Raw genomic sequence first — 25,137 nt, forward strand, 5'->3', positions numbered from 1 at the left:
GCTGATTACAATGATTTTGTTGCCGTAATCTACACAGGATTATTGCTTTGTTTTGCAATATCTTGATAGTTCATTTGGCTTAACATGCCTGATTTTAAACCAGAAACGGTGATCGCCATTTCTTTACGGAAATAGGGGATTCGATACATCCAAGCAAAGCTTAAATCACGTAAACTGCCCGCCCACCAAAGATCAGACTGGTAAAGCGGTGTGAGTAAGCGACTTAAAAATTGATAAAATGCAGTCGAACTTTTACGGTGTTGATGGTAAGTTTGCCAGAGTTGAACATAATCAATCCTTTCATTTTTTCTTGCGCTTTGAACAGCTTGCCCCAAAGCCCATGCATCCAAAAGGGCCATATTTGCACCTTGCCCAAGTTGTGGGCTCATCGCATGTGCTGCATCACCAATCACACCAATACGACCCTCACCAAACTTAGACATGACGACATCACGATAATTTGCAGTTAACCATTGTGGTTTTTGTTCAGGTTTGGCGATGACTTGTTCTAACCAATCCGCAGCAGGTTTCCAACGCTTAGACACTTCGTTTAGCCAGTCTGAGTGAGCTTGTGAATTGTGTAGAAAGTTATTCAGTTGATGGCTTGGAAGACTCCAAAACACACTCGATAGTCTTTGCTTGGGTTCATGCGGGACTGTACCTGTTGGTAAGATTCCCATCATAATTTTAGAACGGTCATGAAACTGATGTAAAATTTCTGTATCTAATTCAAGGCATTCAGGAACAATCGTCCATTTAGCTCCCCAAGGATAAGCTTGATCAACCTTGACCCATTCTTTGGGTCTTAAAAGGCTGCGTGCGCCATTGGCAATGATCACAGCATCAAAAGCTTGATCAAATGATTCACCATCTTTTGTACCCAAAACTCGAACTTGATTTGATGTTTCTTCTAATTTTTGAATGTCGGTATTCATATACCACGTAATGAGTTCGGAATATTCACGGCATTTATTTTCTAAAACATGGCATAAAGTTGCTCGATGAATACCTACACCATAAAAATCAGGATGCGCTTGTTGATAATGGCTATTGACCAGTAAATTTCCACTTGGTAACTGACCTTTGAGTCCAGTGACTTTTGCGCCAAGTCTTAAAACTTCATCCAAAAGGCCTAGATGCTCAAAAACAGCTAAACCAGAGGGCTGTAGTAAAAGTCCTGCTCCGACAGGTTCAAGTTCTGTAGCTTTCTCTAAAATAGTGACTTGAATATTCTGTCGAGCCAGTAAAATTGCAGTTGCTAATCCTGCGGTTCCTGCACCAATGATGGCGAAGTGGGGTAATTTCATCATTATTCTAAGTATTTAAATTTTAATCGTAATTTAACAGATAATGTGATTAATAGCACATAGGTTATATCTAGTCTAAATTTTATTCTATTTTGGAAATATATTTTATAAATCCGTTCATGCTTTAAAAGAGGGTTAAAAACGACTGATAAAAATTGAGGAATAAATTCAGAAAAATTTATCCCTAAAACTGATATTCATCAAATGAGTCGTAGATAAACATTAAAGTGTTTGAATAACTTGAGCAAAACTCTGCTTTTCAACCAATTCTAAAAACTCATCACCCATACGCTGACTTTCCGCAACACATTGTTTCCACAATTGAATTCTTTTTTGTGAGTCCATACCTTTCAGTGTGAAGTCTTTACGATCAGGTAAACGCCCTAAAGGTAATGAGTTTAAATAATTTTGCGATGGAGAAATGAGTAAAGTTCGTGCTTGATTTTCAGGATTGGCTTTGCGTGATTTAAACATTTTATCGAACCAGCCGGGGATAATGCTGTCGGAAAAATGTGGATATAAAACAATGCCTTTACTTTGAAAAGGGAGGTCGATGTGATAATCAATTAAGCCGCCATCACGGTAAGCGCCTTGAGGTGCATTTGCAATATTTTTCACTGCTGGAGTTACCCCCGGAATTGAGCCTGAGGCCATGAGCCAATCTGTAACATTGTCCTGATTAAAGTTGACATAATGAGTTTTAAAAGCATCTTCCTGAATTTTAAATTGTGGAAAATCAGCAGGCTGGCAAATGACACGTTGCATAAATTTATTTAAATGATCGCGTGAAATTGCATTGCCACCAATAATTCCAAGTAAAGACCCATACAATGCAAGCTTTTGATCGCTCTGAAATAAATGTTGAGCTTTTGCTGCAATGATCGTCAAATGATAGTCGGGATGATCCATCAGTTTATGCGTTTGATCGGTGAGGATTCCAGCCAGCATTTCTCTAGAAATCTTTTCAATTTCAGCAGTTTTCATGCCTTTCTGAAAAGGAAGATTGATATACAGTTCAGCCAGTTTCTCAGGTCCAATTTTTTCACCTTGTGCCACAATCCCCGCAAAGCGCCATGCACCAACAGATGAGCCAATTAAGAAACGACGTTGTTTAGCTTGAGGGAGAAATTCGCCAAATATTGCTTGATCTAGCCCTGTCAGCCCGATACCTTTTGGACCTCCTGCCGCACCAGGAATCATATCTACCTGCTGCGCATGAAAACCCTCTTTTTCAATCAGTTGTTTGGCGAGTGAGCCCGCTCGTATGCTAATTGAAGAAGGGCGTTTTTGTAGAATTTGGGTCATGACTGTATTCACTCAAATTGATGGATTTATTTTAAGTTGAGTAGAGAACTGGACAATGGCTAGAGGTTTCAGTGGGTGACTTTGGAGTCATTGTTATACAAAAAAATAGCGACATTGCTGTCGCTATTGTGATTATTTATTCGATATTGTTTTGAATTAGAGTTTGAAGTGTTCTATTACTTCGCAATCCGCCAAAGCGCTAAAATACTTGCTAATACAATAAGTACAATGGACACATACCACGGCGCAATAATAGCAATTGATAATAAAATCGCCATGATACTGCCGAAAATCCAGCTTCGTTTTTGTTGATGTTCAACTTCCAAACGCATCATTTGTAATTCATGCAATTGTTTGGCATGCCAAGCAGACTGATTTTTTAGACCATTTAAACTGTCTACGATCAGCGTTGGGAAATCCTGCGCACCTAAAAGTAAATCAGGAATTTTTTGTCCTAATTCTTTTAGATTTTTCTGTGGATTCATCTGCGCTTTGATCCATTCGGTCAGGATTGGCTTTGCCAAACTCCAAATGTCCAGCTCTGGGTAAAGGTCTGTACCAAGACCCTCAACATGCACGAGGGTTTTAAGTAGCAACATCAACTGTGGCGGAATTTCTAAATGGAAGCGACGAGCAATATCCATGACTTGCAGCAGAATTCCTGCAAAGTCCAACTCATGCATTGGTTTAGAGACCATTGGGCCTACAGTGCGACGCATTTCACGCGCTAAAGCATCTTGATCGGTTCCCGGTGGAATCCATCCTGCTTGATGCACAATTTGAATCAATTGCATGAAATCACTGTTCATGACCGCAAGTAACATACGGGCAACAGTCATTTGGTCTTGCTTAGACAATTCTCCCATAATTGCACAGTCTAGTGCAATATAGCGAGGCCGCGCCGGATTTAGTGTTTCAACAAAGACATTTCCGGGATGCATATCTGCATGGAAAAAATTGTCACGAAACACTTGGGTAAAAAAGATGGTTAAACCTTTTTCAGCAAGATCTTTACGATCCATTCCAAGTCTTTCAAAGGTTTCAATATCTGAAATTGGAACGCCAGTAATTCGTTCAGCAACCATGACATCTTTGCTGTCCATATAGACTTCAGGCACATACATCATGCTTGAGCCTGTAAAATAATGGCGCATACGACGAGTATTATCGGCTTCTAAGGTCAAATCCAATTCATTTAAAATGACTTGACGATAGTTTTGAATAATTTCAGATAAATGCACAGCACGGGCAGCTTCTAAACGTTTTTCAAGATTTGCACCGAGCCATGTCAAAATTTCAAAATCTTGTAAAATTTGGCTACGAATATCAGGACGAGTAACTTTGACTACAACTTCTCGACCATCATACAAGGCTGCTGTATGAACCTGAGCGATGGATGCTGCTGCTAAAGGTTGGTCGTCAAAACGTGCAAATAAAGTATTGATATTGGCTTTTAATGATTCTTCGATTCGCGTTTTAGCGACATTTAAATCAAAGGGTTTCACCCGATCTTGTAATAACACCAATTGTTGTAAAATTTCAGGTGGAATTAAATCGCGGCGAGTTGAAAGTAATTGTCCCAGTTTGATCGCTAAAGGTCCCATTTCCTCTAAAGCTTCTTTAAGCTTCAGTGGATTTTTACGTTCTTTACTCGACCAAGCAGCAGGATGTAGGCGAATTAAAGCTAAAGCATGTTTAGCTTTTTCTGGGAGTTCATCCGCAGGAACCAGTGTGTCGAGTCTATAGTGCGCTGCGATGCGCCAAAGTTCGAATAAACGGGTAATGTGCGGAATCATAAAATCAATCACCAAATTGTGTAGGAGTGAAAGCCATTTGAAGCTGTTGAATTTTGGCTTCTAGACGGTCAATATTTTGGTTAAGCTGGCGAGTATCGTGTTGAAGATCATCCATTTGCCAACGAGGAGCAAATAAACCACTATCTTCTTTCAAGAAATCTTCAACAAAAAACAAATGACTTTGCAAGGAACGTTTCAGATGCTTAGGTGCAAGCTGAATTTTGGCAATTTCATGAGCAAGCGCAGGACCGATCCACGGGCTTAAATGAGATGCCAAATCAGGTTCAGCTTGTTGGATAATCTGTTGAATATCCTGTAGAAGGTGATAATCACCTTGCAAAGGAACATTGCCCACATCGTCAGACAATAACAGCTTTAATAATTCAACGACATTCTTGACATGTAGCGTTGCCGTTGCTTCAGATATGGCAATATTTTTATCAAAAGGACGTTGTTCAAAGATTGAAGGAACTTCGCTATGACCTGTTACTGTGGTTTCTAGGCGAACTTTATTTTCATCAAAATAAACATCGACCGAAAGCTGTGGCGCATCAATCACGACACGCAACATTTGAGACTGCAATGTATTTAATTGGATACGAGTAATCGCATCCAAGTTTATGAATTGATTGATTAATCGTTCAACTGCACCGAGTGCCAGAATCGACCACATAGCTTATCTGATCCGTTGACTGTGAATGATTACAGTTTAAAGCCACGATGGACTGCGACAATACCACCAGTCAGGTTGTGGTAATCACTATTCTGGAAACCTGCATTTTCCATCATACTTTTGAGTGTACGTTGATCAGGATGCATACGGATAGATTCTGCCAAATATTTATAGCTTTCAGCATCATTGGCAATGATTTTGCCCATGATTGGAAGTGCTGTAAATGAATACAAGTCGTATAATTTTGAGAATGGTTCAAATACAGGTTTAGAAAATTCTAATATTAACAAACGGCCACCTGGCTTAAGCACACGATACATAGCAGCTAGTGCTGCATCTTTATCGGTCACATTACGTAAACCAAAGCTGATGGTTAAAAGATCAAAACTATTGTCTTCAAAAGGCTCTAAAGTTTCAGCATTGGCCAAAACAAAATCAACATTGGTACAACCTGCATCGATCAAACGATCACGACCGACATTCAACATCGACTCATTGATATCAGACAGCACAACATGACCTGTAGGGCCAACTTCACGACTGAAAACTTTCGCTAAGTCGCCTGTACCACCTGCGATATCAAGTACACGCTGGCCACGACGTACGCCAGACATATTGATTGCAAAGCGTTTCCATAGACGGTGAATACCAAAAGACATTAAGTCGTTCATAATGTCGTATTTACTTGCTACAGAGTGGAAAACTTCCGCAACTTTTTGCGCTTTATCTTCACTACTTACCGTTTGATAACCGAAATGCGTTGTTGCTCCAACATTTCCTGTGTTTGCGCCACGTGGCAAATTATATTTAGGTACAGTACCTGAAACTGGGGTATCGACTGTCTGTTGTTGTAATGATTGTTGCTGACCTTGAGGAGTGCCTTGCGGTAATGGTTCAGTTAAAAAAGGACTGACTTTGTCTGTATTGGTTGCCGACTCTGTTTGTGGGGTTGGCTTTTGGTTTTCACTCGACATTTAAGTCACTCCTGAACACAAAAATTAGAAATTTCGTCTTGCGATGCATAATGACAGATTCTATAAAATTTTGCAGTGTTCATCATGCAATTGTTATCAATAATATACAGAAAGAGTTTGAAAATATTGTTAGATAAACACAATGAGTTATTCTAAGTATTTGAAATATATTTAAAAATCAAATAACAACAGTAACAGCTTATGCAGAAAAATAAATCATTTCTGCATAAGAAAAGATATAAAAATGAATAACTTGAATATTACCAAAGTGATGATTACTTTAACGTATTCAAGTTATGCATCACATGTCATATTTTCAGTAAGGTTATGTTTTTGATTTAACAGTAAATTAATCAAATGGATTCGGTTGTCCAGAATGAACTTTTTCAACAATTTCACCTTCTTTCACTGTAAATTCGTGGATGAATTTTTCTGCGGATTTCATTGGTTTCATTGCCACAAAGCCTTCACCAATAAAGTCATACATCAATTCAAAGTGATATTTATTTGCCGTGCCTTTACACATTTTAAAAGCAGTATGCATAATGAATGAACGCATGTATTTATCTAAGGCAGCACCTAGATCATCTAACAACTGTAATTGCTGATAACGTACTTGCTCCTGATTGAGTTTGATTAGCGTTAAGCGCATCATTTCATTATCAATAGCTTGATTTTTAGGATAATCTTTGAGAAGTTGGGCTGCAACTTCTTCATCTAACTGCATTGCCAATACAGCCAAACCAACTGATTTAAGTCCTGTTTTAATTGCATTTTCAGGAATAATTTTTTCAGCTTTGTGAGCATATTTTAACAAACGCTCGATTTGAACAGCCAAATCATCAAATTCTGGTCCACCATATAAACGATTTATAAAATATTTTGCCATCAACTGATATTCAGGCTGATTAAACATTTCATGGTGGGTGTTTTGAATGCGTATCTTCAACCAATCTTGCGCTTCATGTAAGCGTTTTTTTAAAATCGGATCGGTATGGTAGCTGAGTTGTTGGTATTGTTCTAAAAGTTGGTCAAGTGCTGCAAGTTTAGACATGTAAAACTCTAAATATCATTTTTTAAAAGCATAAAGGCAGTTTAACGCTATCTCTATGACAATTGAATCAAAAGAAAGCATTAATAATGTCAGTCAGCATTTTTAATTCCATCATTTTTTATTTTCTATACATAAAATATATAAATTTCAATGAATGAAGTCGTTATACTCAAATGAAATAACTCATTTGAATGTGAAACTTATGTTAGAACAACAATTACAAATTACAGTACGTGATGAAGAAGAATTATCAGTAGATTTAATTGAAGCACAGTATGCTCTGAAAAATTCTCGAGATCAAAATAATGCAAAAAGTTTGGTTATTCTCGTGAGTGGCATTGAAATGGCAGGAAAAGGCGAAGCGGTAAAACAACTGCGTGAATGGGTTGATCCTCGTTATTTACGGGTTAAAGCTGACCCAGCTCATTTATTTGAAAGTAAGCAAACTTTTTGGCAACCCTATTCCCGTTTTATTCCTGCCGAAGGTCAAATTCAGGTGTTTTTTGGCAATTGGTACAGTGATTTATTGGCCACAGCTTTGCATGTATCTACCCCTTTGGATGAAACGCTATTTGATGCCTATGTCGAAAATATGCGTTCTTATGAGCAAGATTTAAAAAATAACAATGTGGATGTGATCAAGGTTTGGTTTGATTTACCTTGGAAAAATTTACAAAAACGTATGGATGATATGGATGTCTCTCAACAACGCTGGCATAAATTATTCGGTTTAGATTGGCGTAATAAAAAACAATATGACAATGTCCAAAAACTTCGTCAGCGATTTACAGATGATTGGTATGTGATTGATTGTGAGGATGAAACTGTTCGTGATCAACAATTTGCACAATATATTTTGCATGCCTTAAAACAATTGCCAAAACACAGAACAACCGTCCGCACCAAATGGCGACAAGCACCTGTTCCAGAGCAGCTGTTAAATCCGTCAACCGAACAAATGAGTAAAGAAGATTATCAAGCTGAATTAAAAAAATTGACGCAGAAGGTATCAGATGCCTTACGTAATGATTCACGTAATGTGATGATTACTTTTGAAGGGATGGATGCAGCAGGTAAAGGCGGTGCAATTAAGCGAATTGTGAAAAAGCTTGATCCTCGTGAGTATGAAATCCATACCATCGCTGCACCTGAAAAATATGAGTTACGTCGTCCTTATTTATGGCGGTTTTGGACGAAGCTAACAGATAAGGGTGAAATTACGATTTTTGATCGCACTTGGTATGGGCGTGTTTTAGTTGAGCGAATTGAAGGGTTTGCGAAGCCGATTGAATGGCAACGTGCTTATGATGAAATTAATCGCTATGAAAAGGATTTAACAGACAATCAAACTGTGATTATAAAATTCTGGTTGGCAATTAGCAAAGATGAGCAAGAGGCTCGTTTTAAAGCTCGTGAGGAAACACCACATAAACGTTTTAAAATCACTCCTGATGATTGGCGTAATCGTGGGCATTGGGATGATTATTTGAATGCGGCTGCGGATATGTTTGCACGAACCAATACCGCTTATGCGCCATGGCATGTTATTGCAACCAATGATAAATATTCAGCACGTATTCAGGTTTTAAAAGCGATTTTAAAACAGTTAAAAACGGATTAGACTTTTTGCGTAAGTCGAATTGTGATGAACATTAATTTACAATGGACGTCCCCTCTCCTTTATAAAGGATGAGCGTTATTACGCGCAAGAGGGAGAGGATTTATATTTTAAAGTTCATGGAGGATTAAAAAACCTCAAGTATGTAAATCAAGCAGATTTCACCACACTGGCTTGTTGTTTCTGCTGAATGCTCTTGGCAAGTTTGTAGCAATCTTCAACATGTGCTTCGGCAACTTTTTTCATCACAATATAGCCTAAGCTGGCAGCAATGATCGAGCCACCTAAAGGAATAAACTTAGTCACTTGTTTAGTAATGACTTTAGCTGCAATATTATTTAGAGATGATTTTACCGCAGTTCGTGCAACCACTAAGCCTGAAAACTCAAAGCCACGTTTACGCAATTCATTCCAATGGATTTTTTTAGTTTCAGGGTCATAAACACTAATTTGATCAGGTGCTAAGCCAAAACGTGTGTTAATTTCTGGAATCAAAAAAGACAACATTCCAACATCAATCACCACATCAAAGAAAGGCACAGGAACAACTGCCGCACCTGCCGATACATAAGAACGTTTTTTTACCAGTTCTAAACACTCTTCTCGAATTTGTTCTAGGTTTAAATTTGGGTCGATCGAGTCTGGAATTTTATCAATTTTCATAAAACAATTACCTTTGATTCAAGCTTTTTATCATATTTCTGGCGAAGCTGCTTTTAAGCTTGAAATTGTGAAGTTATTTCCAAATAATGCTCTAAAAATGCCATAGTATGATCCAGATGTATAGTGGCGAATGTTTATGTTTTTGTGCACTTATACAAATCATTGAATATTAACAGTTGAGGGATTATGGCAATTCATGTGATTCAAAGTCAAAGCATTGAGGTATTGGTGCAAGGTCTATTGCAAAATACAGTCAAGCCTTCGAAGAATCCTTTTGCTGTGCTCCAAACACAACATTTTATTGTCCCAAGTCCTGCGGTTCAGGAATGGCTAACACAAAAAATTGCAGAACAACAAGGAATTAGTGCCAATAGCTTTTTTCATCAGCGTATTCGTGGGTTTCAATGGTTTGCTTATCAACAGGTTTTAGAGGATAAGGACAAAGTCCGTAAAGCCAATATTCCACGTTTGATTATGAAGTGGCGAATTTACCAGACCTTAAAAAGCTTTATTGAAACAGATGAAAATACGGTTGCAGAAGATCACCCGCTTCATTCAATTATCCAGCGTATTTATGATTCTGCTTCACAGCTTGAAAATGGTTTAGACAAACAGCTAAAAAAACAAAACATGCTGTATTGGGTGTCTGAACAAGTCTCGAAGTTGTTCAATAACTATATGCAATATCGTGGGGATTGTTTACGGGGGTGTGAACAGAATTATGCTGAAGTATGCACATGCCCAAGCAATTGGTTAGGACAATGGGGGCAAGGTCGAGAGCTTGATTTAGAACAACAATTCTTTAAGACCAATCAACAAATTTCAGCTTTTACTTTAAATCAGGCACAGCAATTAGAACGTTGGCAACGTTGGTTATGGCAACATACTTTTCATGAAGATTTTGTAGAAATGCAAAGTATTGATGCTGATTTTTGGCAAGTGATGGATGACCCTGAACGCCGCCACAAAGCATTAAAAAAATTACCCAGTCGCTTGATTATTTTTACTTTGTTAGATTTACCACCAAGCCAATTACAATTTTTAAGACGTTTGGGGCAATATTTAGATGTGGTGATTTTACATTACAATCCATCACAAGAATATTGGGCAGACAGTGTCGATCCAAATTGGAAAAAGCAATATGATTTAAGAGTCAAAGAGCGCTTTATTGCGAAACATCCTAAAGCGACCGATGACGATATTCAAAAATTCTTTGATGAATTTACTTTAAATTTTAATGCTGAAATTCGTGAATCACGCCATCCGCTATTAACACGTTTTGGTAAGCAAGCCCGTGACCATTTCTCCATTTTATCCAATCTTTCATCAGGTGAAGAGGGGCAATGGGTCGATGCTTTTGTTGATGAAGAACCGACGCATTTATTGTCCAAATTACAGTCCGATATTTTGTACTTGGTTGAACCAGAAGCACATGCATACCGCTTAGAAAAGCAGGATGACTCAATCCAAATCCATGTTTGTCATTCCTCACTTCGACAACTTGAAGTATTGAAAGATCAATTGATGCACTGGTTAGCACAAAGCAGTGTTGAAAATCCACATCGCCCAAGTGATGTACTGGTTTTAGTTCCTGATTTAAAACAGATTGAGCCGCTGGTTCGTAGTGTATTTCCACATGTACCCAATCAAGAAGGTGTTTACCTGCCTGTTAAAATTGCAGGGGTGACGCAACTGGATGCAGTCAATGCATGGCGTGCTGTTTTGGGGCGAATTGAATTGGTGCAAGGTCGTTTTACCATTGAAGACTTTGCAGATTGGTTGAATTTAAGTGCAACCCAATTACGTTATGCGCTAAATATTCAAAATACTGAACGTATGATCGCTTTATTGATCAGTGCAGGGTTTAAGCGTGGTTTGGATGATGCACATTTACAACGCGGTTTAAGTTCAGACGATGAAGATTACCGTTTTAGTTTTAAGTTTGCTTTAGATCGTTTGGTTTTGGGTGTTGCGATACCTGAACATGCGATGTTTGAAAATACGCTCAGTTATGCACAAGTTTTGCCTAGTGATTTTGAACTAATCAGTACATTAATTACAATCTATCAAGATTTTGCAGAACGCCGCCATTGGATGACAGCGCATGAATTAGGTCTGCAATCAGGTCTAAAATCCGATGCTGAAACATGGTTGAAAATGTTGATGCAAGATATTCTTGAATTTGAACAAGCGGGTGTTGAGGCATTAAAAACAGTTCGTGAAATTGTCAAAAAACAAGAACGTATGCTGACGCTAGCCAGTTTCTATGACGAGCAAGAAAACTCTATTCTTAAAAATATTCATTTACCATTACCGTATTTACTTACTGAAATTCAAAATATTTTAGAAGGTCAAATTGATCAGGCCTTACCAACAGGTCAGATTACCTTTAGTCAAATTGGTTTGATTCGTCCACTGCCTTATAAATTGATTGTAGTGATGAATTTAGATAGTGGAAAATTTCCGAATCGAAGTACGCATTTACCTTTTGATTTAATGGAAATTCTTAAACCTCAATTGGGTGATCGCTCACGTTTGGAAGATGACCAAGGGGCATTTTTAGATGCTCTGCTGTTAGCGCAAGAAAACTTGTGGTTGTTTTATAATGGTTTTGATGTGAGTGATGGTGAAGTTCGTGATCCATCTAGTGTGTTGCAAGAATTGATTCAGCATATTGCTTTTATTAGTCAATCTGAATCTAGCTCATCTGAGCAAACAAATACGATCATTGAAAAGAATGGTATTGAAATTCCTGAACAAATTCAGTCGTTATATCACATTCATAGCTTACAACCCTTTGATCCAAGTGGTTTTGAAACAGCAGAAAATATTCGTTACCAAGACCAATGGTATCAAGTGGCGCAACAAATCCGTCAAGCCGACAACTTATCGCATAGAGAAGCTTGGGCAAATACGGCATATCCTGTTGCTCAAGACAGTCTCACTGTTTTAGATGCAGGGCAGTGGATTCATGATGTGACATTCCCTGCGCGGTTATATTTAAAAACCTTAGGGGTTGAAAATTTGAGTGCGGAAGACATTCCTACACAAATAGAACCTTTAGTTTTAGATGGTTTAGCACGTTATCAGATTCGAGACTTTTTACAAAAGCAGGATTTAGGCAAAGACATTCTAGCCGATCAATCGGTCATTCATAATATTGAGCAACTACAAAATCAGCTACAAGATCAATTACCAATCGGTAAAGTTCAACACAGTGCTTGGCAAATCAGTTTGGCTGAACAAGAGGCTTTGAATGCTCGTTTAAAGCGCTATGCCGCAGAAGTCACCCGAACCACACAACGTCAATGGCGCATTGAAGATCAGCTCGTAATTAACATCACTGTGCCTATGCAAACTGTCAATGATTGGGTCAGTTTAGATGCATCCAGTGGGCGCGCCAAGCGTCGTACAAAAGTGTGGTTGGAGTATTTATTGTGGCTCAGTTATTTAGATTTAGATGATGCTCAATCCTTAGATTTGCGACGTATTGCTTTGTTTAGCGATGTCACCGTGATCAGTACAGGGATCACTTCTAAACAGGCCAAAGCATACTTACTCGCATGGTTTAAAGCCTATGCTTATGCGCAGTCACAACCTTTGGTTTTACCTGCGGCATTGTTACTCAAGCTGGCTGAAAAAAACAAAGCACTTGAATGGTTTGAAAATGAATCAGGGCAAATGGTGATTGATAATTTGGGCGATCTATTCAAAGAATGGAATGCAGAAGGTGCGCGTTTTAGCTCTTTCTCTGTTGAAGATAATGAGGCGACCAGATTTCATCGAGATTGGCAATTTATTCTACAAGAACAGGATGCGACAGCATTGTTAAAGCATGCATGTGAGCAATTTGCGTATGATTTGTATCAACCGATTTATCAGCATCAATGTGTGGAGGAAGAATGATGAGTAACGCTATTTCTCCACAAACTACTGTTGAAACATCGGCAATACCAACCGCAAAGAAAGTATCCATTCAGCCAATTGCAGACATGCAATTTACAGGTTTGCACTGGATTGAAGCTTCAGCAGGAACAGGAAAAACCTATACATTATCCAGTTTAATGGTACGGATATTTTTAGAAAAGTATCTACCTAAACAAGTCATTGCGACCACATTTACACGCAAAGCTGCGGCTGAATTAAAAAGCCGTATTCGGTCACGATTGCAAGAAACCTATCACTATTTTGAATCTTGTCGTGAATTCACTGAACAAGAGGTTTTAGCCAAAGCACAGCAAGAGTCTGATCCATTATTTTCCAAGACATTGGAAATATTTGCCTCACGTATAGGCTACGCTTGCGAGCGTTTAAAATTGGTGATTGATCAGTTAGATGAGTTATTCGTTGGGACTTTAGACAGTTTTAGCCAAAAGCTATTACGTGAATTTGCTTTTGAAAGCGGCAAAATTGAACGTGCTGAAATTACAGATGATGCGAAAAGTTATAGCCACCAATTGATTCATGATGTACTTCGTGAATGGATTCAAAAACAACCTCAACCAATCATTGATAGTTTGATGTTTGCAGGCGAATTGCATGGGGTGGATTACTATGTCGCAACCGTTGAACAGAGTTTAAATTTTGCTTCGGCAAACTTTGTTGAACCGCAATTTTCTACTGTTGATTTTGAGCAGTTTCAGAAGGCTGTAGAACAGCTTCAACAGTTGCCTCTTGAGCAATTGCAGTCTTTAGAAGCCTATTATTTATTGGATGGTGAACATTACAAACAGATTAACGGCACCAAGTTTAGAAATGGACGCTTTAATCGTATTTTTGTTAAAAGCCTGCCACAGATTATCCAAACATTGCAGCGCTCGGGCGCAAAACATTATTTAAGCCAAATGCTCTCTGACGCTAAATCTGACTTAGCCACCTTGGTTAAAGTATTGCGAGAACAGCAGATTTTTAAGAAATCGGCTGCGGAAAATGTACAGACGACGTTTTATCAGCATCAGATTATTCAACAATTATTGAATATTTATCAAGAGATTGAAAAGTTTGAAGCGCAATTGGCTGGAACAGATACATTTTTAAAATATTATCTTGCTCAACAAGTCAAAAAGCGTTTACCCCAAGTTTTACAGCAGAAGGGTGAAACGACATTTTCCCAACAGCTTCGAACGCTTGCCGAAGCACTACAAGGTGAGCAAGGGCAACGCTTTGCGACGTTTGTACATGCTGCTTATCCTTTGATTCTGGTCGATGAATTTCAAGATACCAATCAAGATCAAGATGATATGTTGGCGCAAATTTGGCGTCATCCAAGTCGTGTAAAAAACGGTTGTATGATCATGGTTGGTGACCGTAAACAAGCGATTTATGGTTTCCGTGGTGGCGACATGCTGACTTTTTTAAAAGCACATCAGGATGTTTTTGGTAAAGAAGGGCATGAGTACAATTTGATTTATAACCATCGCTCAGTAAAACCCTTGGTTGAGGTGGTTGATGCGTTATTTCAACGACAAATAGATTTTGGTGAGCAGGTTGCTTATACCCCAGTTCAAGCTGGTTCAAGACCGCATCCTGATTTAATTGATCACGATACTATCAATCCGCAACCTTTACGATGGCTACAACTGGAAGATAAAAATAAAGAAGCAGAACAAGTAGCTTGGAAAATTCGTGATTTACTCAATCAAGGTATTCAGGGCAATTTATATTTTGCAGAAAAATCAGATCATCGAGCACTGGATGAAAATGATATTGCAATTTTGTCTAAAAACCATGATGGCTTAGACAAAGCACAATCGGCTTTAGAATTCTTAGGTATTCGTACAAATCGCCCCTCGAAAAGAAGTATTTTTGAAAGTCAGATCGCCAAAGATGTCGGTGCTGTACTTGCAGCCATTATGCATCCTTATAATGAAGCTAAAATAAAACGTGCTTTGCTCAGTCGATTATTGAGCTTCCAACTGACACAATTGATTGAATTGGAACAACATGCAGATGGCTTAAGTCATTATATAGAACAGTTCGATCAGATTCGTGAGATGTGGTTGAATCAAGGGTTTTTAACCGCTTGGCAATACGCACTGACGCAATTTCATGTGTGGACAAAACTGGTTGAAAAGCAAAGTCGTGACAATGAACGTGTGGTGGTAAATTTACGTCATTTAACCGAATTATTAAGCCAGCACAGTGAGCAATATCAAGGGGCTCAAAATCTTTATCATTGGTATTTAAAACAACTGACCATGCCAATGGAACGTGAGTGGGAAATGGAGCGTAAACTGTCCAATGAGGCAGGGGTTCAGCTGATGACCATTCACCAATCCAAAGGACTAGAATTTAAATTCGTGTTTTTATTGGGTGCAGACAAAGATTTTAAGGAAATGCACAAAACACTGAACTTTTCGACCATGGAGCAACTCAATTCTTCGACTGGAAAAGTTGAAGTACAACGTGTGGTTGCTGTGAATGATGCGAATACGCTTAAAAAAGAAGATATCGCGCAACACGATGAACGTGCATTGGCCGAGCATCATCGCTTATGGTACGTGGCATTGACCCGTGCCAGTTATCGTGTTTATGCCATGATGCAGGACAATGTTGGAAAATCGACAACAGGATTGGCTTTTTGGCGCGGTCATCCTGTCACAGCATTTCAACATGCAGGTAGCGCGCAAGAAGCGTTGTTGATTGAACGACCGATACGATTAGAAGCGAAAAAAACTGAAATACACGTTCCTTTTATTGCAGAAGCATTTCCGAAACAGCGTTTCTACGCACGCGGCAAAACCAGTTTTAGTGCTTTGGCACAGCATTTAACACGTCAACAAATTCAAGATGCTTTGGCTGTTTCTGAACAAGTTGTAGAAAGTGCTGAAGATGAAATTCAACAGCCTATTGCCCAACCTATCGCAGATGAAATATTACAACAACCCATCGCATGGATTAAAGCTAATTTTCCAAAAGGAACAGTGGCGGGTAATTTCTTGCATGAAATTTTTGAACATGTGGATTTTAAAGACCGACAATATTGGCAACTTGAAATACATCGCCGTTTTAAAAATGATTATTCATCATTATGGTCTGAATTGATTGCGCAATATCAACTGGCTTTTCCACAACAAAGTTCCGCAGACAATCAACATGTTGAAGACACTTTATTACAATGGATTTCGGACTGGTTAGCGGATGTATTAAGCACAGCAATTTTGAATCATTTTCAATTAGGGCAGCTTGAAAGACATGAGTATTTATCAGAATTTCCTTTCTATTTAGCATTGTCTGATCGGATATTGGCAACCAAGCGGATTCAGCAACTCTTTGATGAATATGATATTCATATGCCAGATTTTAAAGAAGCGAATGCAGCTCGTTATTTAAATGGTTCAATTGATTTGGTGTTTTTTGATGGTCAGCAGTATCACATTGCCGATTATAAAAGTAATTTCTTAGGTTTAGATCAACAAAACTATACGACACAAGCCATACAGCAAAGCATGTCACATGCCAGTTATTGGCTACAAGCATCGTTGTATTTAGTCGCTTTGCATCGTTATTTGACCGTACAACTTGAAAATTATCAAATCGAGCGTGATTTAGGTGGTGCGACTTATCTTTATTTACGTGGTATGAATGGACAAGCTGAGCAAGGCTATCACTTTTGGCGACCAAGTTCGGAGTTTATTCTCAGACTAGATGCTATTTTGGGATATTTTGCTGAGGATAAAATACTTAAAAACACTGGATAAATGATTTTATCTTTTTATTAACATATGGTTATCATGTGGATAACCATGTTTAAAACCTTGTAGATAACTCTGAGGATAACTGTGTGGAAAATAAACAAGATTTAGACACTCATACGCCGCAATGGATAGCGACGTGGAGTCAGTATCTGTTACAGCAGTTTTCCACAGATCAACAGCAAATCGATCAGGCAAAGTTACTCATTGAAGAGGTGCTAGAAGCAAATTTGCAAGGTGATAGCTGTATTGCTCAGCATGATCAAAATATACAAAGTTTAGGACATTTAGCTTTATCGGAAGAACTTGCGCAAAAACAAGTTGTACCTTTTGTTTATGATGCACAATATCTTTATTTGTACCGTTATTGGAAATTAGAGCAACGCTTAGCCACGCAAGTTCTTCGTTTACAACAACAGCAGATACAGCCTATTGATATTGCACCTTTTGATGATCTTTTGACTGATCATCATCAAAAAGCCGCTTTAAATAACGTTGCAAATCATGCTTTCAATATCATTACAGGTGGGCCAGGAACAGGTAAAACCTATACTTTGGCACGGATTATTGCCGTATTACATCATGCGATTCCCAATATTCGTATTGCTATGGCCGCACCGACGGGTAAGGCTGCACAACGTATGGGTGAAGCCCTACAAAAGTCGTTGTTAGACCCTAAATTACAAAAGTTTGGACTACGCTTAGAGCAATTCAATCCTATTACGATTCATCGTTTATTGGGTTTAGGCAATCAACAGCTTCCGCGTTTTAATCAACGACAACCCTTACCTTATGATGTGATCGTGATTGATGAAGCATCGATGTTGGATTTAAATCTGGCGACTTTATTATTCGAAGCAGTTCCAGATCATTGTCGACTGATTTTATTGGGAGATGCCAATCAGCTCGCTTCAGTAGATGTCGGTTCTGTTTTGGCAGATTTGCAACAAGTTCCTACACTACAAGACAATAGAAGCCATTTGCTGACCAGTCAGCGCTTTAAAGGCGATGCTTTGATTGGGAAAATGGCACAATTTATTCAGTCGCAAAAACAAGCTGATTTAGAGCAAAGCACCTTATTAAATGATTTTGAAAATCAAGTGGTACAGGCTTCAGTATTAAAACCAATTGTTTTGCAGCAAGACATGCAAGATATGATTCAACTGGAATATTTACCTGAAGATATTTTACAAGCTGATTTAGCTTCGTATTATCAAAAACTCAGTTGGGGATTTCAAAGTTATTTTCAAAGTCTAAAAGAATATTTAAATGCAGAAAATTCAAATGATTATATAGATGTCGTAACACAAGCATTTGACCAATATCGAATACTGACCGCCGTACGACACGGTATGTTCGGACTGAATATTTTAAATTTAGAGATGGAAAAAGCTTTATTTGAAGCGATTCCAAGTTTATACCGACAAGGTGACTGGTATGTCGGACGACCTGTGATGATGACCTATAACGATTATCAACTGGGGCTTTCCAATGGTGATATTGGAATTTGCTTTAAACATCGTCAGCAACCAAAACAATTTGAAGTATTTTTTCCAAGCTTAAATAAATGGATTTCCGCAACGCGACTTCCAAAAGTCATTCAAACTGCTTTTGTTTTGACGATACATAAATCGCAAGGTTCAGAATTTACCCATACCGCTGTGGTTTTAGATCCGGCAGCGACTAAACTTTTAAGCCAAGAACTGATTTACACAGCAATAACACGTGCGAAATCTGTAGTAAGTTTACTGGTCGATCAAAATGCATTTAGACAGTCATTGAGCATTGCAACCATTAGGATGAGTGGATTGGTTAATAAAATTAATAAAAATAACTAATTGTTAATGAAATGTAATTAATTTACATCATGTACGAAATTACTTACATGAATTCGAGATATTAGCGCATAGAGCTTCATATGGCTTTCTGAGATGATGAACCCCATAAAGAGCTCAGCAAGGATCGTTGAGTAAAATCGCATAATAATAACCAGTTAAAGTCGAGAGACTGCGAACTTACATGAAGTAAGTAATAAGAGGAAACTTACAGCCGCTAAGCCTTGTAGTTTTGGGAGAGACTACAGGGCTTTTTTATTATCAATTTTATTTCCAAATGCTTACTGTTTACCTAATGTCGGATATTTCTTACAAGACAATGCGGAAAATACGACTTTTGTTGGAAAAAAGATCTGTCACAATAGAAACTATAAGGAAATGCGAAAGATTAAGAACATGGACCGCATTAATAAAACGTGAGCAAACACGAAAATAAAAACAATAAATTAAACAACAAGCAAAATAAGAAATTACAGCGTAAAAGGAAAAGCCCTAGGAGTTATCCTGGGGCTTTTTTTATTCAATCATTTGTTTAAATTTTTTTTAAATCTAAACGTTAAACTAAATCCATGGTAGTACGGTCTGTACTAAACAAAGCACGGCGTTGTGCTTTTGGGATTTTTGGACATTGAGTAGAAATCTGTAATAAAACATTGGCTAATGCTTTCAGATGCGTACCAACAACAGATTTCCCTGTATTTAAAATACTGACGCTAATATCTCGTTCAGGATCAGCCCAACACAAAATATTAGAAAAACCTAAATGCCCAAAAGCTTGCCCAGTATGTGGACCAAAAATTCCGATTGGATTATTACCCAGCATTGGACCCAGCGCATAGCGCATTGGTGCTAAAAGGGTACGATCTATACTGGTTGCTGAAGTTGGTAAAGTTGCTCGTAAAACAGTTTGAGGACTCATAATTCGTTTGCCATTGTATTCGCCGCCGTTGAGCAACATCTCAAAGAAACGGTTGGCTTGTTCAGCACTGGTATAAATATTTCCTGCTGGACAAATGGTATCCATAAAACGATGGTCATTGGTCACGTCAACAGCAAGTTCTAAGCCACCGCCTAAGACATGATCCAAATAAAAGTCAGTGCCTAATTTTGGATGAATACCAGTAGCAGTACTCAATGCAACTTGGTCACGAAACTCAGTTTTGAGGCCGTAGTTGAAATAGTCCATTCCCATCGGTTTTTCAATGCGTTCATGCAAAAACTGACGAATATCTTGTCCCGTTACTCGTTCAATGAGTTCACCTAAAACATAACCTGCGGTAACAGCATGATAGGCAAGCTGAGTACCCGCAGGGAGCAGTGGTTTTGCTGCAAATAGGTGATGTAAAATCTGTTCACGATCAAACAATAATTCAGGTGTGACTTCCATTTCAATACGAGGAATGCCCCCACGATGGGACAATAAATGAAAAATCGTCGCGCGGTTTTTACCATTTTGTGCATATTCAGGGATGTAATGGCTAATCGGGTCAAGCAAATTGATTTCACCAGTTTCATCTAAAATATGAATCAGCATTGCTGTGACAATTTTAGATGCTGAAAATAAACATACAGGTGAATCTGGTGTTGCAATAACCGCATTTTTTGCTAATCCATCAGCGGTATTTCCTTGTGCATGACCTAGACTGCGATTCAAAATAATTTGACCTTTGCGTCTTATACAAACACTAATCAGTGGGTGATTCCCTGTTTTGTATAAAGATTCAATACTTTGCCAAATTTTCTGTACTTGTAGATCAGTCATTCCCCCAAGTTCTGCAGCTACTTCATTCTTGGACTGTGTAATTGTGCTTAAATCCCTAGGCACATAACAGGTATTGGTTGAAAATATTTTCACATTGTATTCCATCATTTTTTTTATATGTGCAAGTCTGCCTTTAGAACATTTTATTGTCAGTGTCCTAATTGCCCAAGCTTGATCATAAATGTGCAAGTATGATTTTGAAATTTTTAGAACAAACTATTCAAATGACTTGGGTTTTATTGTTTCTCCTCTCAATGTCATTCAAAAAAATGGTGTGCCGATATGAATAACGAAGGTCGGTATTGAAGATAAGCGACAAATATCAGTACGATAATTTTGCAATCTCAGGGTAGTTCCTTTAAAATAGGCGACTGCTGTAGTGATGCACGGCAGTCAAAGTTAATGTTTTTCATTAAATTGATTTTTATCAAGTATATAAGCATCTCGGAGAAATCGAATGGCTTTAACAAACACAGATCGCGCAGAGATCGTTGCAAAATTCGCTCGTGCTGAAAATGACACGGGTTCACCAGAAGTACAAGTTGCTTTATTGACTGCTCAAATCAATGATTTGCAAGGTCACTTTAAAGAACATAAACACGATCATCATAGCCGTCGTGGTTTGATTCGTATGGTTAACCAACGTCGTAAGCTTCTTGACTACCTTAAAGGTAAAGATGCTACTCGTTATAGCGATTTGATTGCTGCTTTAGGTTTACGTCGTTAATTCGATTTAAACTTTTATTTTCGGATTATTGCATGCTGAATGCTGTATTGATGAAAACTAAAGTTGATCTAGCTTTGACTAGATCATTGGAAGGGGCGAATGTTTCGCTCCTTCTTTGTGTTTAAAATTAGTGTTTATTGTCTAGTGAGGTCGGCTTCTAAGCTTTGTCATTTATGCGTTAGAATGAATGCCAAACCTTAGGGGTCTCCACTAGAATAACTGTTCAAAAGAACTAGGAAATAAAAATACATGTCAATGTTTAATGTTATTCGTAAAGAATTTCAGTATGGTCAACATCAAGTAGTACTTGAAACGGGTCGTGTTGCACGTCAAGCAAATACTGTGCTTATTACAATGGGCGGCGTAACTGTACTCGTTGCAATTGTTGCTCAACCAAAAGCAAAAGCAGGTCAGGACTTCTTCCCGTTAACTGTTAACTATCAAGAAAAACAATATGCTGCGGGTCGTATTCCTGGCGGTTATGGTAAGCGTGAAGGTCGTCAGTCTGAAGCTGAAACTTTAATTTCTCGTCTTATTGACCGTCCAATTCGCCCGTTGTTCCCAGAAGGTTTTTATAACGAAATCCAAGTAACAGCAACAGTTGTTTCTTCTGATAAAACGATGGATGCTGACATTGCTGCAATGATCGGTGCTTCAGCTGCAATGTCAATTGCAGGTGTTCCATTCCGTGGTCCAATTGCAGGCGCACGTGTTGGTTTAATCAATGGCGAATATATTCTTAACCCGAACTTAGAACAATTGAAAGAGAGCGATCTTGATCTTGTTGTTGCGGGTACTGAATCTGCTGTACTTATGGTTGAATCAGAAGCGAAAGAACTTTCTGAAGACCAAATGTTAGGCGCTGTACTTTTCGGTCATGACGAAATGCAAATTGCGATTCAAGCAATCAAAGAATTTGCAGCTGCAGCTGGTGCGGTTGAATCAACTTGGGTTGCTCCAAGCAAAAATGAAGCACTTTTAGCTCAATTGAAAGATGCTTTCGAAGCAAAAATTTCTGAAGCTTATACCATTGCAGTGAAACAAGACCGTTATGCGGCGCTTGATGCACTTTATGCTGAAGCAGTTGCTCAATTCGTTCCTGAAAATGACGAAACGGGTATCGCAGAAGAAGTGAACGAACTTTTCGAAGATCTTAAATACCGTACTGTACGTGACAACATCTTGTCAGGTAAACCACGTATTGATGGCCGTGACACGAAAACTGTTCGTGGTATCGATGTACAAGTTGGTGTTTTAGGTCGTGCACACGGTTCTGCATTGTTCACACGTGGTGAAACTCAAGCGTTGGTTACAACAACTTTGGGTAACACACGTGATGCATTGATGGTCGATACTTTGTCAGGTACTAAAACTGATAACTTCATGCTGCATTACAACTTCCCTGCATATTCAGTAGGTGAGACTGGTCGTGAATCAGGCCCTAAACGTCGTGAAATTGGTCATGGTCGTTTAGCGCGTCGTGGTGTTCAAGCTGTTCTTCCTGCAGCAGATCGCTTCCCGTATGTGATTCGTATCGTATCAGACATCACTGAATCTAACGGTTCATCTTCAATGGCTTCTGTTTGTGGTGCTTCATTGTCACTTATGGATGCAGGTGTTCCACTTAAAGCACCAGTTGCGGGTATCGCAATGGGTCTAGTAAAAGAAGGTGAGCGCTTTGCTGTACTTTCTGACATCTTAGGTGATGAAGATCACTTAGGTGATATGGACTTTAAAGTAGCAGGTTCTGCAAACGGTATTACTGCACTTCAAATGGACATCAAGATTGAAGGGATCACTGAAGAGATCATGGAAGCTGCATTGAACCAAGCTTATGCGGGTCGTATGCACATCCTGAATGAAATGAATCAAGTGATTTCACGTGCTCGTCCTGAAATTTCAATGCATGCGCCGACATTCCAAGTGATCAATATCAATCCTGATAAGATCCGTGATGTGATTGGTAAAGGTGGTGCGACGATTCGTGCAATCACTGAAGAAACCAAAGCAGCAATTGATATTGAAGACAATGGTACAGTTCGTGTATTTGGTGAAACTAAAGCTGCTGCTCAAGCTGCGATTGCTAAAATCCAAGCTTTGACTGCTGAAGTTGAACCAGGCAAAATCTATGTAGGTAAAGTGATTCGTATCGTTGAATTCGGTGCGTTTGTAAACATTATGCCAGGTACAGATGGTTTGCTTCACATCTCTCAAATTTCGAACGAACGCGTTGCAAATGTGTCTGACGTATTGGCTGAAGGCCAAGATGTTAAAGTACAAGTTGCAGATGTAGACAACCGTGGTCGTATCAAATTAAGCATGAAAGATGTAGACCAAGCATAATATTTTAAATATTCACATGAGGTCACTCATGTGAATGAAGATTTATTAAAAAAAGCCCGCCTTGTGCTTTGCCAAAGTGATAACTTTGGCTTGCTCAGGGCTTTTTTTATGGCATGATGTTCATGAGTAAATACTAACAATCATTGCGGTTATGCAAACATTTTATTTTTTTCAACATCAAGATGAACATCATACCTGTGTACAGCGAGAGAACAGCTCCCAAACGGAACAACAGTTTATTTGGATTGATTGTACCCGTGAAGATGTAGTGAATCGTGCTGAACAATGGCAAAAAGAGATTTTAGATGTCGCTGATATTCATCTGAATGAATATCACATTCGAGATATTTTAAATATTGATCATCCTTGCGCATTTGATGCGATGGAAGAGTATGATTTACTCATTTTCCGTAAATTAATAACCCCTGATGATCAAATTGAACAAATTGATAAAGGTGAAAATACTGCTGACAAATATGAAAGTGTTTATGGATTAGCAACTTCACCGATTAGCTTTATTCTTACGTCTCAGGTTTTAATTACGATACGTGAAAAAGGCAATCATACTTTTGAGAGCTATCTATCACGAATCATCAATATCACGAATAAAAGCATAGATGAACAAAATAAGCCTCGTAAATTACCAATTACACCACTCGATTTAGCGTTACGACTGTTAAATATTATGATTGATGGCTATTTAGATTTACGTGGTCCATTATCAAAACGTGTTGAATTTTGGCAACAAGAATTATTACAGGGTAACCGCCGATTTGCCAAATGGCACCAACTTTTTCAAGAAAACTTAGGCTTTCAACAAATCGAAAATTTGTGCGAAGAACAGATTGATGCCTTGCAAGAACTCAGAGATGAAATTGTAGAGAATTATTCCCATTTGAAGGGAAAGAAAAAGACTGAGAAACAAGATATTATGCTCGTTCGTGTGGATGATCTCGTCAGTCATGTTGAACGAATTCAGAAATATACAGTACGTTTGAGTAATGCAATACAGTCCGCAATTGATCTACATTTTTCTGCTATAGCCAATCAAACCAATGAAAATATGCGAATACTTGCCATTATTACAGCTGTATTTGCACCATTAACATTGTTAACAGGTGTGTATGGAATGAATTTTGAATTTATTCCAGGGTTAAAAAGTCCAATGGGTTTTTGGATGATGTTAATGGTCATGTTGATGTGTACCATGATCCTGATCGTGTACTTTTATCGACGACATTTGGTTGGACGGGGAGAGAAAAGTGTCATTGATATGTTGGCTCAACAACATAAAAACCAACGCGTTGACCTACTTTGGTTTTTAAGCTACGAGCCGATTAAACAGACCATGAAAGAAGTTGAAAAAATCACTAAACTGAAATAATT

15 protein-coding genes are annotated in these 25,137 nt (G+C 38.4%); 7 read left to right on the plus strand and 8 right to left on the minus strand.

Annotated elements, in window-relative coordinates:
* Positions 1 to 29: 29 nt before the first annotated feature.
* The 6 genes from CDA10_RS09145 to CDA10_RS09170 all read right to left on the minus strand — a co-directional run bounded on the left by CDA10_RS09145 (position 30) and on the right by CDA10_RS09170 (position 7,109).
* A complete protein-coding gene (locus CDA10_RS09145) occupies positions 30 to 1,307 on the minus strand; it encodes an FAD-dependent oxidoreductase (RefSeq protein ID WP_089605317.1) in 1,278 nt (425 codons plus the stop codon).
* Positions 1,308 to 1,529: 222 nt separating this feature from the next.
* Positions 1,530 to 2,612: a patatin-like phospholipase domain-containing protein gene (locus CDA10_RS09150; protein ID WP_089605318.1), complete on the minus strand. Its 1,083-nt coding sequence runs from the start codon at positions 2,610 to 2,612 to the stop codon at positions 1,530 to 1,532.
* Positions 2,613 to 2,788: 176 nt separating this feature from the next.
* Positions 2,789 to 4,408, minus strand: coding sequence for an ABC1 kinase family protein (locus CDA10_RS09155; protein WP_089605319.1), 1,620 nt, complete (start codon positions 4,406 to 4,408; stop codon positions 2,789 to 2,791).
* A 4-nt stretch (positions 4,409 to 4,412) separates the two neighbouring features.
* Positions 4,413 to 5,081, minus strand: coding sequence for a ubiquinone biosynthesis accessory factor UbiJ (locus tag CDA10_RS09160; RefSeq protein WP_089605320.1), 669 nt, complete (start codon positions 5,079 to 5,081; stop codon positions 4,413 to 4,415).
* A 29-nt stretch (positions 5,082 to 5,110) separates the two neighbouring features.
* Positions 5,111 to 6,055 carry a bifunctional demethylmenaquinone methyltransferase/2-methoxy-6-polyprenyl-1,4-benzoquinol methylase UbiE gene (ubiE, locus tag CDA10_RS09165; protein ID WP_089605321.1) on the minus strand — a complete coding sequence of 315 codons (945 nt, stop codon included), beginning with the start codon at positions 6,053 to 6,055 and terminating at the stop codon, positions 5,111 to 5,113.
* A gap of 349 nt (positions 6,056 to 6,404) precedes the next feature.
* Positions 6,405 to 7,109 carry a DUF8198 family protein gene (locus CDA10_RS09170; protein ID WP_089605322.1) on the minus strand — a complete coding sequence of 235 codons (705 nt, stop codon included), beginning with the start codon at positions 7,107 to 7,109 and terminating at the stop codon, positions 6,405 to 6,407.
* 202 nt (positions 7,110 to 7,311) lie between these two features.
* Between CDA10_RS09170 and pap the strand changes: the two genes are divergently transcribed.
* Entirely contained in the window at positions 7,312 to 8,730 is a 1,419-nt protein-coding gene (gene pap, locus CDA10_RS09175) for a polyphosphate:AMP phosphotransferase (protein WP_089605323.1), read from the plus strand.
* Positions 8,731 to 8,877: 147 nt separating this feature from the next.
* Here pap and CDA10_RS09180 read toward each other — a convergent pair whose 3' ends face one another.
* Complete coding sequence (locus CDA10_RS09180; protein WP_089605324.1) at positions 8,878 to 9,390, minus strand: hypothetical protein; 513 nt, start codon at positions 9,388 to 9,390, stop codon at positions 8,878 to 8,880.
* A gap of 186 nt (positions 9,391 to 9,576) precedes the next feature.
* Between CDA10_RS09180 and CDA10_RS09185 the strand changes: the two genes are divergently transcribed.
* The 3 genes from CDA10_RS09185 (at position 9,577) to recD (ending at position 18,922) form a co-directional block, all read left to right on the plus strand.
* Positions 9,577 to 13,296, plus strand: coding sequence for an exodeoxyribonuclease V subunit gamma (locus tag CDA10_RS09185; protein WP_089605325.1), 3,720 nt, complete (start codon positions 9,577 to 9,579; stop codon positions 13,294 to 13,296).
* 44 nt (positions 13,297 to 13,340) lie between these two features.
* A complete protein-coding gene (locus CDA10_RS09190; RefSeq protein ID WP_213062849.1) occupies positions 13,341 to 17,090 on the plus strand; it encodes a UvrD-helicase domain-containing protein in 3,750 nt (1,249 codons plus the stop codon).
* 83 nt (positions 17,091 to 17,173) lie between these two features.
* Positions 17,174 to 18,922: an exodeoxyribonuclease V subunit alpha gene (gene recD / locus CDA10_RS09195; protein WP_089605327.1), complete on the plus strand. Its 1,749-nt coding sequence runs from the start codon at positions 17,174 to 17,176 to the stop codon at positions 18,920 to 18,922.
* Between the two features lie 553 nt (positions 18,923 to 19,475).
* Here the strand turns inward: recD and CDA10_RS09200 are convergent.
* Positions 19,476 to 20,774 carry a serine hydrolase domain-containing protein gene (locus CDA10_RS09200; protein WP_089605328.1) on the minus strand — a complete coding sequence of 433 codons (1,299 nt, stop codon included), beginning with the start codon at positions 20,772 to 20,774 and terminating at the stop codon, positions 19,476 to 19,478.
* A gap of 364 nt (positions 20,775 to 21,138) precedes the next feature.
* Between CDA10_RS09200 and rpsO the strand changes: the two genes are divergently transcribed.
* The 3 genes from rpsO to CDA10_RS09215 all read left to right on the plus strand — a co-directional run bounded on the left by rpsO (position 21,139) and on the right by CDA10_RS09215 (position 25,135).
* Complete coding sequence (gene rpsO, locus CDA10_RS09205; protein ID WP_010111798.1) at positions 21,139 to 21,408, plus strand: 30S ribosomal protein S15; 270 nt, start codon at positions 21,139 to 21,141, stop codon at positions 21,406 to 21,408.
* 255 nt (positions 21,409 to 21,663) lie between these two features.
* Positions 21,664 to 23,751 (plus strand): polyribonucleotide nucleotidyltransferase, encoded by a 2,088-nt coding sequence (gene pnp, locus CDA10_RS09210; protein ID WP_171333973.1) that lies wholly within the window; start codon positions 21,664 to 21,666, stop codon positions 23,749 to 23,751.
* A gap of 151 nt (positions 23,752 to 23,902) precedes the next feature.
* The gene (locus tag CDA10_RS09215; protein ID WP_089605330.1) at positions 23,903 to 25,135 is read left to right on the plus strand and encodes a magnesium transporter CorA family protein; all 1,233 of its coding nucleotides are present in this window, start codon (positions 23,903 to 23,905) and stop codon (positions 25,133 to 25,135) included.
* Positions 25,136 to 25,137 lie beyond the last annotated feature (2 nt).

This window comes from Acinetobacter piscicola (assembly GCF_002233755.1).
GTDB lineage: Bacteria > Pseudomonadota > Gammaproteobacteria > Pseudomonadales > Moraxellaceae > Acinetobacter > Acinetobacter piscicola.